This is a genomic window from Corynebacterium tuberculostearicum, from assembly GCF_046097255.1.
In the GTDB taxonomy this organism is placed as follows: domain Bacteria; phylum Actinomycetota; class Actinomycetes; order Mycobacteriales; family Mycobacteriaceae; genus Corynebacterium; species Corynebacterium tuberculostearicum_J.
The window spans coordinates 76,293-90,810 of the sequence record NZ_CP175770.1; the positions used below are offsets into that span (position 1 = coordinate 76,293).

11 protein-coding genes are annotated in these 14,518 nt (G+C 59.6%); 1 reads left to right on the forward strand and 10 read right to left on the reverse strand.

The features are described 5' to 3' along the window. Positions 1–47 precede the first annotated feature (47 nt). The 8 genes from tsaD to ACKFRY_RS00420 form a co-directional block, all read right to left on the reverse strand. Positions 48–1,091 (reverse strand): tRNA (adenosine(37)-N6)-threonylcarbamoyltransferase complex transferase subunit TsaD, encoded by a 1,044-nt coding sequence (tsaD, locus tag ACKFRY_RS00385; RefSeq protein WP_005326850.1) that lies wholly within the window; start codon positions 1,089–1,091, stop codon positions 48–50. A gap of 9 nt (positions 1,092–1,100) precedes the next feature. Then, positions 1,101–1,589, reverse strand: a complete 489-nt coding sequence (rimI, locus tag ACKFRY_RS00390) for a ribosomal protein S18-alanine N-acetyltransferase (RefSeq protein WP_005326852.1) — start codon at positions 1,587–1,589, stop codon at positions 1,101–1,103. Beyond that, positions 1,586–2,293, reverse strand: coding sequence for a tRNA (adenosine(37)-N6)-threonylcarbamoyltransferase complex dimerization subunit type 1 TsaB (gene tsaB, locus ACKFRY_RS00395; protein ID WP_005326854.1), 708 nt, complete (start codon positions 2,291–2,293; stop codon positions 1,586–1,588). The genes rimI and tsaB overlap by 4 nt, the downstream gene beginning before the upstream one ends. Beyond that, the gene (locus tag ACKFRY_RS00400; RefSeq protein WP_005326856.1) at positions 2,293–2,802 is read right to left on the reverse strand and encodes a hypothetical protein; all 510 of its coding nucleotides are present in this window, start codon (positions 2,800–2,802) and stop codon (positions 2,293–2,295) included. Before ACKFRY_RS00400 ends, tsaB begins: the two co-directional genes overlap by 1 nt. A gap of 163 nt (positions 2,803–2,965) precedes the next feature. Continuing rightward, a complete protein-coding gene (locus ACKFRY_RS00405) occupies positions 2,966–4,555 on the reverse strand; it encodes an aspartate:alanine exchanger family transporter (protein WP_408922971.1) in 1,590 nt (529 codons plus the stop codon). An 89-nt stretch (positions 4,556–4,644) separates the two neighbouring features. Next, on the reverse strand, positions 4,645–5,145 hold the full coding sequence (tsaE, locus tag ACKFRY_RS00410; protein WP_200435863.1) for a tRNA (adenosine(37)-N6)-threonylcarbamoyltransferase complex ATPase subunit type 1 TsaE: 501 nt from the start codon (positions 5,143–5,145) through the stop codon (positions 4,645–4,647). After that, entirely contained in the window at positions 5,135–6,238 is a 1,104-nt protein-coding gene (gene alr / locus ACKFRY_RS00415; RefSeq protein WP_200435869.1) for an alanine racemase, read from the reverse strand. Before alr ends, tsaE begins: the two co-directional genes overlap by 11 nt. An 82-nt stretch (positions 6,239–6,320) precedes the next feature. Further along, the gene (locus ACKFRY_RS00420) at positions 6,321–7,844 is read right to left on the reverse strand and encodes an ABC-F family ATP-binding cassette domain-containing protein (RefSeq protein ID WP_408922972.1); all 1,524 of its coding nucleotides are present in this window, start codon (positions 7,842–7,844) and stop codon (positions 6,321–6,323) included. A gap of 666 nt (positions 7,845–8,510) precedes the next feature. On the opposite strand from ACKFRY_RS00420, the gene ACKFRY_RS00425 reads away from it, so the two are divergent. Beyond that, positions 8,511–9,584, forward strand: coding sequence for an IS30 family transposase (locus ACKFRY_RS00425; RefSeq protein ID WP_234447260.1), 1,074 nt, complete (start codon positions 8,511–8,513; stop codon positions 9,582–9,584). Positions 9,585–9,702: 118 nt separating this feature from the next. On the opposite strand, the gene glmS is transcribed toward ACKFRY_RS00425, so the two are convergent. Next, complete coding sequence (gene glmS, locus ACKFRY_RS00430; protein WP_408922973.1) at positions 9,703–11,574, reverse strand: glutamine--fructose-6-phosphate transaminase (isomerizing); 1,872 nt, start codon at positions 11,572–11,574, stop codon at positions 9,703–9,705. 95 nt (positions 11,575–11,669) lie between these two features. Continuing rightward, entirely contained in the window at positions 11,670–14,474 is a 2,805-nt protein-coding gene (locus ACKFRY_RS00435) for an FAD-binding and (Fe-S)-binding domain-containing protein (RefSeq protein WP_408922974.1), read from the reverse strand. Positions 14,475–14,518: the final 44 nt, after the last annotated feature.

Genomic DNA, 14,518 nt, shown 5'->3' on the forward strand with positions numbered 1-14,518 from the left:
TAGAGTACCGGCCCACTGCCCCGCCTGCAGCGCGAGCGAGAAGAACTTTAGGTTAACTGCGGCTCTTCTACATCCAGCTGGGTATCGGTGCCTACGCCGAGACCAGAGGGCTGGGCGCCTTCGTGGATGAGCTGCGCGCCGATGGCCGCGATCATCACGCCGTTATCGGTGCACAGGGAAAAGCGCGGCACGCGCAGTTCCACCCCGGCGGCGGCGCAGCGCTCGGCGGCCAGCTCGCGCAGGCGGGAATTAGCGGCCACGCCGCCTCCCAATAACAGCACGCGGGCGCCGGTGTCCTCGCAGGCACGCACGGCCTTGGCAGTCAGGACATCGGCCACGGCTTCTTGGAAACTGGCGCATACATCTTCCACGCTGATGGTCTCCCCTGCCTTTTCGGCGCGTTCCACGTAGCGGGCCACGGAGGTCTTGAGCCCGGAGAAGGAAAAGTCGTGGCGGTGTGGGCCGCGCAGATCCTCGGCGCGGGACATGCCGCGTGGGAAGTCGATGGTGGCCTCGCCGCGGGCAGCGAGCTTATCAATCACCGGGCCGCCCGGGTAGCCCAAACCAAGGAGGCGGGAGACTTTGTCGTAGGCTTCACCGGCGGCGTCGTCAAGCGTAGAGCCCAACTCGCGCATGGGCTTGCCGACGGCCTCTACCTCCAACAGCTGCGTATGCCCGCCCGAGACCAAGAGGGCCACCGAGTGCGGCAGCTCTTCGCCTTCCAGGTTGGCCACCGCAACGTGGCCGCCGAGGTGGTTAACGCCGTAGAAAGGCACGCCCCAGGCCGCGGCATAGGCCTTGGCGGCCGAGGCTCCCACCAGCAAGGCACCGGCCAGGCCAGGTCCCACGGTGGCGGCGATGGCATCCGGCTTTTCGATGCCCGCCTCATTCAGCGCCGCTTGCATGACCTGCGGCATGGCCTCAAGGTGGGCACGGGAGGCGATTTCCGGGACGACGCCGCCGAAACGCGCATGCTGCTCCATGGAGGAAGCAACGGCGTTAGCGATGATCTCCATGTGGCCGTCCTCGCGCAGCTCGACGATGCCCACGCCGGTTTCATCGCAGGAGGACTCGATACCCATGATCTTCATGACTGCTCCTTAATCTTCTGGGCGATCGGACTGACGCGGGCGCACCATCACGTGCGCATCCGCCCCGGAAGGTTGGTAATAGTTCTTGCGGATCCCCTGCTTGGCAAAGCCGTAGCGCTCATACAGGCCAATAGCGGGATCATTGCCCACGCGAACCTCGAGGAAGACCGGGGCGTCCTTGAGATCCGCGATATGGCAGATATTGTCCATCATCATCCGCGCGATGCCGCGGCGCTGCGCGGCGGGGTCGACGCCAATGGTGTGGATTTCAAACTCCGGGTCCGCGGCCGGGCCCATCATGCCGATGCCCGCATAGCCCAACAGCTTTACGGGCGTTGGTTCCTCGATCGCGCCTTCCACCCCGAGATAGAAGTTGAAGGGCTGGGCCATTTCTTCCCGGAAGATCCGGCTGGACCACGGAGTTTCGCCTGGAAAAAGGACCTCTTCCAGCTCGGCGCACCGGGGTGCATCGGCCGGGGTTAGCTCGCGCAGCCTCACAGCTCGACCTTCGGGATGGCGGCAGAAAGCTGTTGCTGCTTTGGCGGGACCGCATCTGGGCGGCGTAGGTACAGCGGCACGACGGGGGCCGGTTCTGCCTCGAGGTCGGCCGCGGCAACGAGGGCCGACGCGGTCGGATGGGCCGCGCGGTGCGGGAGGGCGGCGAATCGCTCGGGAAGTTGCCCAGCAAGGCGGTCAGGAATGATGACCTCGGCGGTGGAGGCAAGTTCCACCTCGAGTTCGGCCGGTTTCGTCACCGCAGGACCAGAAATGCGCTGCACGCCGGAGTCGGTAGCGCGGTAAGTGGCCCAGTAGATCTCTTTGCGGCGGGCGTCGGTAGCCACCAAGGCGGTCGCCTCGTCGGCCGCGGCGGCAGGTTCTACGTGGAGGTCGGCGGCGGCCGCGATGGCATCGTGGGTACAGATGCCGTGGAGGGGGATAGAAAGGGCGTCGGCAAGCGCGGAGGCCGTCGCCATACCCACGCGCAACCCGGTAAATGGTCCCGGGCCCACGCCGGTGACCACCGCATCGAGGTCGGAATATTCCATGCCCGCCTCTGCGAGGACCTCGGTGATGGTAGGAATGAGCAGCTCATTATGCGCGCGGGTATCCTCCAACACGCGCCCGGTGGTCTGCCCGGTGACGGTATCCACCACCCCGGTAACCAGGGCGGTGGTGGCCGTGTCGATCGCGAGGACGCGCATTAGGCAACCATCTTCCAGGTGCCATCCTCGCGCTGGAAGCCCAGCGGCTGGGTGCCCTGGATCATGGGAACGCCGCCATCAAGGCTCTGGCCCTGCTGCTCCATGGCCTTGACCTGCATGTCAATCATCTCGCACACCTCCACCTTTTTCGGATCCAGCTCTTCGATGAAGGGCTTAGCGCTCTGGGAAATGGCTACCGCGTAGCTCTTGCCTTCCGGCACCGCACCATCTTCAAAGGTGATGTTCTCGGTATCGATCTGTGCCTCTTTGACCTTGTCTTCGCGCATGCCCGGGCAGATGAAACCAATGGCGGGGTACTCCTCGCCATAGACATCGGTAGGCATGACGGTCATGACCTCCAAGTTATTTGGCGCCTTGGCCAGCGTGGAGGAGAGGTTGCCCTCCAGGTGGTTTTCCTCGCGCAGCGTGGAGGAGGCAAGAAGAACCATCATGACAACGATAAAGATGGCGATGATGACGGCAGTGAGGTTGCGAGCGAATTTAGTCATGGGGTGAGTATGGCTCCTTGAAAAATGTTTAAGTTTCAGGCGGGCGGCGGTAATTCTGGCAACCGATGCTACCTGGTTCACCGCAACACAAAACCCACAGGGTAGTGCCTGCCAGTGTAGGCGGGCGACCCTGTGGGTGAGTAATTAACGCGAGATATTGCCGCTATAGCAACAGCAAGAGCAATACCTGCGAGGCAATAATCTTGCCGATAATTGTGGTGGGATAGACCGTGGCCCATCCGCGGCCGGCCAACTCGGTGCCGGTTTGATCACGAATGTAGGCAAAGACTGCGGGGTTGGTGGTCATGCCGGCCGCACAACCCATGGCCTCGTCCCACTTCAGCTTGAGCACCAGCATGCCGATGACGCCGATCAAGATGGCGGAGACTAGGGTGATGATAAGGCCCACGCCCATGATGGTCAGGGAGGATGGATCCGTCAGGGCATCGCGGAAGGAGGCGCCGGCCGAGGTGCCCACGCCGGCCAGGAACAAGGTAAGGCCCATATTGGACAAGGTCTCACGGGTGTGGAATGGCATCTGCCAGTTCAACGGGCCGGTACGGTTGAGGTAGCCCAAGAGCAGGCCGACAACGACGGGGCCGCCACCGAAGCCCAGCTGCAGAGTAGAACCGCCCGGCATCGGAATCGGAATGAGGCCAAGCAGCATACCCAAGGTCAGTCCGATGGCCAGGGACAGCAGGTCAGCGTTGCCCAATGCGGCCTCAGAGTCACCGAGGTACTTGCGCACATACGGCAGGCGGCTCGGGCTGGTGACCACGCGAACGCGATCCGAGTAGTTGAGCACAGTGTCCGGGTGCGGGACGAGGTCCTTATCGCCCTTACGGATACGAGCGATAATAAAGCCGTGGTCGAGGGCCTTGATCTCGCGGATGGACTTACCGGCAATTTCCGGGTTGGACACGGTAACGCGGGTGTATTTAAGCCCAGCGTCCTCGGTCAGCTCCACTGGGTGTTCTTCACCCAAGATCTCAATGGCCTTATCGACGGCCTCTTCGGAGCCGTTGAGCAGGTAGGCCTCCCCCTCGCACAGTGGCATTTCGGGGACGGCGAGGCGGTGGCGCTCTTCATCGGAGATGATACGAGTAGCCACTACGGTCTGGCCGGTAACGCGGTAGATATGGCCAGCGGTGTCATTGAAGTTCTTGGTCAGGCGCACGCCTTTGGCTACGAGCTCGGCGGGAATCATGCCCTCTGCGCGGGCATCTTCCTCATGGTTGGCTTTGACAACCTTGGCGCCAATGGCGGCAACGAGAATCGCGCCAATCACCGCGCCTGGGTAGGCCAAGGAGTAACCGACGACCGGGGTGGAATCGCCCACCATTTCCACCACGGCAGCCATGCCCGGCGTGGAGGAGAGCGAACCGGCGAACATACCGACGGCCTCTGGCACGCTCATGCCAAAGGCACGGATAAGGCCATAGCCAACGGCGACCAAAATAACCAGCATGCCCAGCATAAAGACGGTGAGCTTCCAGCCGCGGGTTTTAAACTCACGGACAAAGGAAGGCCCGAAGTTGAGGCCAATGGCATAAACGAAGATCGCCAGGCCAAATTGATAGACCAGCGGCGGAATTTGGATTTCCGGATTGGCAGTAGACAGACCAAGTGCCACAAACATCGCGGCCGCGGCACCGAGAGAGATGCCGAAGATCTTGATCTTGCCAATCGCTAGACCCACCGCCATGATGACGAAGAGAGATAGCAAAGGACTTGAGGCGAGAAAATTCAACACCTTAATAGAATTACGTAGTGGTTATACCCGGATCAAGTTTGCTTTCTGGGATATTCATCACTTAATCCCCCTTAAGGTCAAGATATGTGCTATACAACACCTTGCCAAGACCATGTGAAGCGGCGAACATCCTCTTCTGCGCCGGCATAGTCCACCGGCTCGCGGTCAATGCTGATAAATAGGTAGCGCTCCGCAATCTGTTCCACGAGTCCCCCGCCCCATTCGGCAATAACCACGGCGTCCTCTAGCTCCGTGTCCAGATCCAGCGCGTCGAGCTCCCCTAGCGGGTCCCCGGAATTAGCACCGCCTTCATCGAGCAGGCGGTAGGCATCCACGTGCACAAGGTCCGGCCCGCCCACAGTAGAGCGGTGCACGCGGGCGATAACGAAGGTTGGCGAGGTAACGCGACCTTTAACTTGCATGCCCTTGGCGACGCCCTGCGTCAGCGTCGTCTTTCCAGCCCCCAACGGCCCATCCAAGATCACTACATCGCCGGCTTCAAGCGCCGCACCCAGCTCTTCACCAAAGGCATGGGTTTCTTCCACCGTGGATAGGTCGCGGCTGCCGGATTCGGGAAAGCTACTGCGCATCTTCTTCTCCTATATATTCGCGTTCGGTGCGGCCATCGGGCAGGCACACCACCTCATAGTTGATGGTGCCTGCTGCTGCGGCGAGATCCGTGGCCGATACTCCCCCGTTGCCAAAGATCACGGCATCTTGCCCCGTGTCCACGCCATGCGGGTTCTCACCTAAGTCCACCACGATCTGATCCATGCAGATTCTTCCTACTTGCGGGTAGAGGTGCCCACCAATGCCCACGTGCAAGTCGCCCTGATAGCCGCGCGGCAGGCCATCGGCATAGCCACAGTCCACCGTGGCCAAAAATCCCGGCTTATCCGCCTTCCATGTGAGTCCATAGCACGTGCCCTCACCCGCTTGAATGGGCTTGACGTTAAAAATCTGACCGGACCAGGTCATGGCCGGGCGCAGGCCATGCTCGCGCCCCTCGATGGGCTCCAAGCCATAGCAAGCGGCGCCGACGCGCACCTGCTCGAAATAAGAGGACGGACGTGTCAGCACTGCGGGCGAATTGGCCAGGTGATTGACCGGGCATTCCAAGCCAATCTCACGCGCGAGCTGCAGGGCCGTGCGGAACGCTTCCTCTTGGGCGTCATTGTGCGGATTATCCGGCTCATCGGCGCACGCAAAGTGGGACATGAGCCCAAGCACCTTGATGTGTGGGGCATCGCGCAGCACCTTAAAGGTCTCTGCCCAATCCCCTTCGTCCACACCGGAGCGGTGCATGCCGGTTTCCACCTTGACGTATACCTCGGCAGGAAAATCGGCCTTGACCAGCTTATGCGCCTGCTCAAGGGAGTTGACCGCTACCTCGATTCCATTGGCCAAGGCTTCTTCGAGGATTTCATCTGTTTGCCAAATCCACGCCACGATGGGCGCATCCACGCCCGCGCGGCGCAGGTTCACGGCTTCCCGCAGGGTGGCCACGCCAAAGCAATCCGCGCCGGCGCGCGCCATCACCGGCACAACCTTGGCCGCGCCGTGCCCATAAGCATCGGCCTTGACCACGCACATCAGCTTGACCTCCGGACCCACCTTTTCCTTGATGAGGCGGACGTTGTGCGCAATGGCGGAGAGATCAATCGTGGTTTTCAGCATGCCCACCATTGTGCCACTGCTCACCCTTGGGCTGAATTCGGGCAAGGTGTGCCGCACTGACTCGCGATACCTCCACCTTGGAGTCGGCTCATCCAATGTCCTCTATAGAAACTTGCCTCGTAAGTTTGATCCGCGAGCAGAAATCTTCATCATGGCTAACCACTAGCAATGCGCCCCGATAGTTTTTCAAAACTGAGACCAACCAATCAACAGTTGAAATATCAATGTTGTTAGTCGGCTCATCGAGCATTAGCAATTGCGGCGCCGGATCCGCTAAGAGCACTCTGGCGAATTCCGCCCTAAATCTTTCGCCTCCCGAGAGGGTCCCTGTCAACGCATGAACCGAGTCAGATTGAAACAACAACTGAGCTAGCTGATCACGGATGAACTGCGGATCCTCTCGTGGATTCGCGTTGGTAACCACGTCCCATACGCTTAGAGAAGGATCTAATCCAATTCGTTGACGCAAATACCCCGAGTTGCCGATCACGTAGCCCGCCTCACCGGAGTTAATTCGGTTTAAGAGCGTGGTCTTGCCACTTCCATTTGGTCCTGACAAGCGCACCCGTTCTGGGCCGACAATCGTCAGCCCAGGAATCGAAATAACCCGCTTTCCTTCCGGCAGCTCAGTTTGTGGCAGCTCGATATAGACCGAATCATCATCTCGTATGTTTCGCTCAGCTCGAGCTAAAGAGCGTTGGGCCGCTTCAACTGCGCCTGAATGGATCTGCGCTCTGCGCGATGCCGTCTTTTCGGATCGCTGCTTATCAAGCTTCATCGTCATGCCTGGTTTGCGCTTCGACTCCGCGAACTTCTTTCCACGGCGCGCATCACGCGCAATTCGTGTTTGCATTGCTTGTTGTTCGCGGAGTTGCTGCTTATAAGTCGCCTTGGCGGTAGATACTGCTTTTTGAGCTACTTCCTGTTCTGCATTAATCGTGGCTAGGTAGTCGGAATAGTTGCCTTGGAAGAAGCGTAGGTTCCCATCCCTTAATTCCGCTACCTCGGAAACTACATCCAACAGGTCTTTGTCATGGCTTACCACTAGCACCGGCGCCGCGGCATTTACCAACATATCTTTCAGATGCTTCTTAGCAGTTCCGTCGAGGTTATTGGTCGGTTCATCGAGGATAATGAAATCCGGCTCAGACAAGAACACCGCCACCAAAGCGACGCGGACCGCTTCACCTCCAGAGAGGCTTTTGATAGGGCGGTCCAACGGGATATCCAATCCGGCGGCGGAAAGGGCAGCGGCAATGCGCTCGCCGACGTCCCATTGCTCCCCAATTAACTCATAGAGTTCTGGTTCATACTCACCGGCTTCGACTGCGGAAATCGCCGTGAGCACTTGGGTGACACCGAAGATGTCTGCTACTACATCATTTTCATTCCAAGCAAGGTCTTGTGGCAGGTACGCTATCGATTCCGGCTTTTCCACCGTTCCAGCAGTAGGTAAGATTTTGCCAAGGATGACGTTTAACAGAGTTGTCTTTCCTGCACCATTATCCCCAATCAGCGCAGTTAAAGGGCCAGAAAAGGCACCGTTTAGGCCACTGAAGCAGGTTGTACCATCGGGCCATACTAGGGAAAGGTCGTTCAATAAAATAGGCATGCTTAAATCCGTTCTTTCTTTAGTGTTTTACGCAAAAACACGACGGATGAGCACTGCCTACTCCTTTCACCGACAACAATTGCTCCCAATAGCATAACAGATTCAAGCTTGATTTCTAGCGGTCGTGGAAACACCTGACATGGGTTGGGTGATTGTGTGGAGTCGAAATGGGTTCCGGATTCTGTTGTCGTGGCGCGGTTTGCGTCGTTGGTTCGGGCTGGTAGTTCAATACGGGCGGCTGCTGGTGTGGTTGGTTTACCGCGGTCGGTGGCTTATCGGCTTGCTGGTGAGTTGGACTTGCCGCACAAGCGCCGCAGGCGTATTAGCTCGGCTGACAGTCAGAAAATAGCTCGCCTGTGGCTTGAAGGTGTGGCACCAATGGATATTGCGCGCCAGCTTTCTATAGGCTCTACTCCGGTATATCGAATCGGTATTGAGCTTGGTTTGTGGAAACGCAATCCGTACGGCCGCAAAGCTGCGGCAACAATTCGCCGGTGTAGTTATCTGCAACTGCGTGTAAATGCTTTAGGACGCAAAGATGCCGCTTTAGCCTGTGGCATTCATCCGCGTAATGCTGCTGATATAGACAAAGGCGTCATTAAGCTTTCCACCGGGCGTGTGCCTTTTGTCCCGGATGGCCCGGATGTGGCGCTGTATAACAGGCTTATGCAGGTACTCGAGTACGTTGATGGTCGCCAAGCAGTTCCAGTCCAGGTTATTTCCCAACAGCGTATCGATAGGCGTATTTCTTCGCGCTATCTATCGATAGAAGAGCGCGAGCTCATCTTTGATCTTGACCGGCAAGGCAAAGGTGTACGTGAGATAGCTCGGCGTCTTCAGCGCTCTGCTGGAACTATCAGCAAGGAACTTAAACGCAACCGGGATGAGTTTGGGGTATATCTTCCCACGTATGCGCACCGTAAATCGGTGTTGCGTAGGTTTAGACCGAAAAAGCGCAAGATTGATACCAATCCACGCTTGCGTGAGGTGGTTTGGGAAATGGTGAAAGACAGGTACTCGCCAGAGCAGATTTCTGGGCGGTTGCGCAGTTGCTACCCCGGTGATGAGACTATGTACGTGTGTCCTGAAACGATTTATCAATCTCTGTATTTCCAGGCTAAAGGCGAGTTGAAAAAAGAAATCGCTGCTGCACTGCGTCGCGGTCACGCCCAACGTCGACCTCGTGGCACGCGCAGCGCCCGTAAGCGGTTTGTTGACCCTATAGTGATGATTTCCGACCGGCCAGCAGAAGTAGATGACCGAGCCGTACCAGGTCATTGGGAAGGCGACCTCATTTTAGGCGCGGGCAATAAGTCTGCAATTGGAACTCTCGTAGAACGAACCACGCGCTATGTCATCTTGCTGCATCTACCTAATGGGCATAATGCTACCGAAGTAAATGCAGCACTTACTAAAGCGATCGCTGGCTTGCCAGATCATCTCAAAGGCTCACTTACCTGGGACCAGGGAAGTGAAATGGCCTGCCATAAGGCCTTTTCTGTAGCGACAAACTGTCCCGTGTTCTTTTGCGATCCTGGCTCGCCGTGGCAGCGGGGCACCAATGAAAACACCAACGGACTACTTAGGCAGTACTTCCCCAAAGGAACAGACCTAAGCCTCCACAGTGCAGCGGACCTAGAATTCGTCGCCATGCAACTCAACCGCCGCCCCCGCAAAACCCTGGGCTTTCAAACACCAGCCGAGAAAATGGCAGCACTGATAAACTCAACCGAAACATAGGAAGTGTTTCCACGACCACTAGAATCCGCCAAGCTTCAAAGAAATGCCAAAGCCCCCTTACCTCCCACGCAAGAAACGCGGCAAGTAAGGGGGCTTAACTAGTACCGTTCGGCGTGGATTACTCCACGGTCACGGACTTGGCCAGGTTACGTGGCTGGTCAACGTCGTAGCCCTTGGACTTTGCTACATGGGCGGCAAAGATCTGCAGCGGCACGGTGGCCAGCAGCGGCTGCATGAGGGTCGGCGCCTTCGGGATGCGGATGACGTGGTTAGCGTAATCCTCCACGGCGGTATCGCCTTCTTCCGCAATCACGATGGTGATGGCACCGCGGGCGCGGATCTCCTGGATATTGGAAACGACCTTGGAGTGCAGGGAGTCGCGGCCGCGCGGGGACGGCACGATGACGAAGACCGGCTGGCCTTCCTCAATCAGTGCAATCGGGCCGTGCTTGAGCTCGCCGGCGGCAAAGCCCTCGGCGTGCAGGTAGGCGATCTCCTTGAGCTTGAGCGCGCCCTCAAGAGCTACAGGGAAGCCGACGTGGCGTCCCAAGAAGAGCACGGATTCCGCATCCTTCATGGAGTTGGCCAGGTTGGCCACCTGGTCCTCTTCGTCGATGACGTTTTGGACCTTGTCCGGCATGTGGCGCAGCTCAGCCAGAACGCTCTGGATTTCATCGGCGAACATGTTGCCGCGCAGCTGAGCCAGGTAGAGGCCGAGCAGATAGGTAGCGGTAATCTGCGCCAGGAAGGCCTTGGTGGAGGCCACGGCGATTTCCGGACCGGCGTGGGTGTAGAGCGCGGCATCGGATTCGCGCGGGATGGACGAGCCCTGGGTATTGCAGATGGCAATAACCTTGGCGCCCTGCTGACGGGCGTGACGCACGGCCATCAGGGTATCCATGGTCTCACCGGACTGGGACAGCGCGACGACGAGGGTCTTCTCGTTCACGATCGGATCGCGGTAACGGAACTCGTGGGCGAGCTCGACCTCGGTAGGAATGCGGCACCAGTGCTCGATGGCATAGCGCGCCACGTGGCCGGCGTAGGCGGCGGTACCGCAAGCGATGACGATGATCTTGTCGATGGACTTCAACACGGTCTCATCGATGCGCAGATCATCGAGGGTCAGCTGGCTCTGTTCGTCGAAGCGGCCGAGCAGGGTATCGCGCACAGCGGCGGGCTGGTCGTGGATTTCCTTTTCCATGAAGGAATCGAAGCCGCCCTTTTCGGCAGCGGCGGCATCCCACTTGATTTCAAAAGGCTTGCCCTGTGCAGGGTTGCCCGCATAATCGGTGATCTCTACCTCGTCGGCGGTGATGGTCACGACCTGGTCGTTGTCCATCTCCACGGCGGACTTGGTGTAATCGATGAAGCCGGATACGTCAGAACCGAGGAAGTTCTCGCCCTCGCCCAAGCCGATAACCAGCGGCGAGTCACGGCGAGCGGCAACGATGCGATCGGCCTGCTCGGCGTGGATGGCCAGCAGGGTGAACGCGCCCTCCAGGCGGGAGCAGGTCAGCTGCATTGCCTTGGTGAGGTCCCCAGCGGCCTCGTTGTGGAAGACATCGCCCAGCAACGTAGCGGCAACCTCAGTGTCGGTCTCGGAAACGAAGTTGTAGCCCTTGTTCAAAAGCTCGGACTTGAGCTCGGCAAAGTTCTCAATGATGCCGTTGTGCACCACGGCCAGCTTGCCGCCATCGACCACGTGCGGGTGCGCATTCAGGTCGGTAGGGCCACCATGGGTAGCCCAGCGGGTATGGCCAATGCCCAGCACGGAGTCTGGCAGCGGGCGGGCCTCAATCTCAGCATCCAGCGCAGCGACCTTACCGGCCTTCTTGCGCCAGCTGATGTCCCCATCGGCGTACATTGCTACGCCAGCGGAGTCATAGCCGCGGTATTCCAAACGGCGCAGACCTTCTAGAACTACGTCGAGGGCGAAGTAATCACGGTCACCACCAGCGTGACCAATATATCCAACAATTCCACACATGGTTGCTGATTTTACAGCACGGGGAAGAAACCTCTAGGCGGACGGGGCGTCGACAAGCGGGGCATAGTGCCCCACCCGCTAGTGCGCTGGGAAAACTAGCGCGTCGCCTGCTCCAAAAGTTCCAGAATGTGGTGATAATCCTCGCCGGTAGCTCGGGTCAAGCCGAGCTCGCAGGTGCGGTTGGTCGAGGAGTGATACTGCGCCCCGATTTCCTTGACTTGCGCTGCTTCGGCGCGCGTTGCGGCGTCGGTTAGCTCCGGATGCAGCATGCCGCGATCGCCGGCATAGCCACAGCAACTCCAGTCAGTGGGAATGTGTACCTCGGCCGCGGCGGCGCGGGCTACCTTCTCCACATCTTCCATCATGCCCAGCTGGAAGGCAGAGCAGGTGGGGTGCACGGTCACGGAAGCCGCGGGGTTCTTGACCGCAAGCTGCGGCAGGAGGGTATCGGCCGTAAAGCTAATGGCGTCAAGAACGGTAATGCCTACCGACTCCAGCATGTCCTTAAATCCGGCGGTGCAGCTGCTGGCGTCCACGATGACCGGCAGGCGCGCACCATCGGTGGCCTCCATGACGATATCGCGCACGCGCTGCTCCATCGCATCGTGGCCGGCCTGCATGCCCTTGGACGCCCATGGGGTGCCACAGCAGAGCTTGTCGATGCCCTCCGGAACCTCCAGCGCTACCCCGGCGCGCTCCAAGAGAACCACGAAGGAATCGGTCGTACCCTTGCCACCACCCTGCGGGCCAAACATGGTGTTTACGCAGGCAGGAAGGTAAATGCCGGTGGTCTGCGCGTAGCGGTCACCCACGCGCCCGGCCAAGCGGCCGCGGGACTTGCCGCCCTTGCCCAGCTCCGGCTGGTACTGCGGCAGGTTATCGGTGCCGATGAGGCTGCGGCCCACGTCGGTGACCTTCTTGACCAACTCAGTGGGCAGTAGGTGCGCGCCGGTAAGCGCCAGCCCGGCTCCTTGGCTAACGACCTGCCAATTCTTGGCGGCAGCGCCCCACAGCTTCTGCTGCGCTGGTTGGGCCTCCTCACGGCGCAGGCGCTTGATGAACTTGCCGGTATCGATACCTACCGGGCAGGCGGTGCGGCACATGGAATCCACCGCGCAGGTCTCGATGCCCATGTATTCATAGGCCTCATCCAGCTCGGCTACGAGCTGGCTATCGCCGGCTTCTTCCGCGCGCTTGCGGGCGCGGCGCACCACAATGCGTTGGCGTGGGGTAAGCGTGAGATCGCGCGACGGGCAGACCGGCTCGCAGTAGCCGCACTCCACGCAGCGGTCCACTTCCTCTTCCACGGTGGGGTTGAGCTTGATGTTCTTGATGTGCGCATCGGGGTCATCGTCCAAGATGACGCCCGGGTTCATCGTGTTGCTGGGATCGCAGGCCCGCTTGAGTTCTTGCATAACCGCGTAGAGCTCGTCGCCATACTGGCGGCGTACATACGGCGCCATGGCGCGGCCGGTGCCGTGCTCGGCCTTGAGGTTGCCCTCGGCCGAGAGAACCAAGTCCACCATGCCCTCGTTGAAGTCGTTATAGCGGCCGATGGCATCATCGCCTTCAAAGCGGTCCGTGAGCAGGAAGTGGATATTGCCGTCCTTTGCGTGGCCGAAGATAACGGCGTCGTCATAGCCATAGCGGGCAAAGAGTTCCTGCAGGGAAGAGCAGGTATCAGCCAAATCCCCCACGGGCACGACGATATCTTCCAAAAGCGCGGTTGTACCGGACGGGCGCGCCTCAGCGACCTGGGCATACAGGCCCTTGCGGAAGCTCCATGCGGTATTGCGCGAAGCGGCATCGGCCGAGAAGGCAGCCGGCGATTGCAGCGGCAGCTCGCGCAGGAGCTGCGAGCCCTTGCCTTCCTTCTCGCGCAGTTCTTCTTCCGCGTCAGCGTGGTACTCAATGAGCAGTGCGGCCTGCTTGTCCACGTCGAAACCGGTGATGGCCTGCGGAACCTTGTCAAAGCCTTGGCCCACGCGAATGGAGGCAGAGTCCATCAGCTCCAGGGTGGCCGCCCCGGTATCTAGCAGGGCCGGCAGGGACTTGGTGGCGGCGGTGAGGTCATCAAAGACAGCCACCGTGGTGGTGGTCAGCTTGGAAATGGGCACCGTGCGGAATACCGCTTCTGCAATGAAGGCCAGGGTTCCCTCCGAGCCGATGAGCAGGTGCTCAAAGAACTTGACCGGGCTATCAAAATCTAGGAAGGAATTGAGTCCATAGCCCATCGTGTTTTTCAGCTGGAAGTGGCGGCGGATGATGTCCACGGACTCCTGGTTATCGCGCACGCGGCGCTGCAGGCGGGTGAGCGTTTCCACCAGCTCCGGTTCCTGCTCTTGGAACTGCCGGTCTGCATCCGCATCGGCGGTATTGATCACGGTGCCGGTAGGCAGCACGAAGGTTAGCGATTCCAGAGTGTTATACGTATTGAGCTCGGTACCGCAGGCCATGCCGGAGGAGTTATTGGCCACCACGCCACCGATGGTGCAGGCAGATTCACTGGCCGGATCCGGGCCGAGCTTGCGGTTGCGCAGGCCTAGGCGGGCGTTGACCTGGCGCACCGTGGCGCCGGGCTGGACGCGCACGCGCTTGCCCTCATCCAGCACCTCGATGCCGCGGAAGTGCTTGCGCACGTCCACCAGGTAACCATCGCCGGAAGCCTGGCCGGCAAGGGAGGTACCGCCGGAGCGCAGGGTGACCGGAACATTCTGCTGCCGGCCCGCGCGGAAGATGGCGGCCACGTGCTCGGCCGAGCGGGCCTCAATGACTGCCTTAGGGGTGTACAGGTAGTGCGAGGCATCGGAGGCATGTGCCACGCGGTCAATAACCTCGGTCTTTACCTCCATCCCATAACGAGTAGAAAGTTCTTCTACATCAACGACGCCGGTAGTCATGTACCGCAGCCCGCCTTCCCAGAAATAAATAGAGTATGTAGTTG

Bases quoted from the DNA above. Each gene is read 5' to 3' on its own strand.
- tsaB (WP_005326854.1), bottom strand. From the start codon at position 2,293: ATGCGCGTCCTCGCGATCGACACGGCCACCACCGCCCTGGTTACCGGG.
- ACKFRY_RS00425 (WP_234447260.1), top strand. From the start codon at position 8,511: ATGCAGGTACTCGAGTACGTTGATGGTCGCCAAGCAGTTCCAGTCCAG.
- tsaE (WP_200435863.1), bottom strand. From the start codon at position 5,145: ATGCGCAGTAGCTTTCCCGAATCCGGCAGCCGCGACCTATCCACGGTG.
- glmS (WP_408922973.1), bottom strand. From the start codon at position 11,574: ATGTGTGGAATTGTTGGATATATTGGTCACGCTGGTGGTGACCGTGAT.
- ACKFRY_RS00420 (WP_408922972.1), bottom strand. From the start codon at position 7,844: ATGCCTATTTTATTGAACGACCTTTCCCTAGTATGGCCCGATGGTACA.
- tsaD (WP_005326850.1), bottom strand. From the start codon at position 1,091: ATGAAGATCATGGGTATCGAGTCCTCCTGCGATGAAACCGGCGTGGGC.
- ACKFRY_RS00400 (WP_005326856.1), bottom strand. From the start codon at position 2,802: ATGACTAAATTCGCTCGCAACCTCACTGCCGTCATCATCGCCATCTTT.
- ACKFRY_RS00435 (WP_408922974.1), bottom strand. From the start codon at position 14,474: ATGACTACCGGCGTCGTTGATGTAGAAGAACTTTCTACTCGTTATGGG.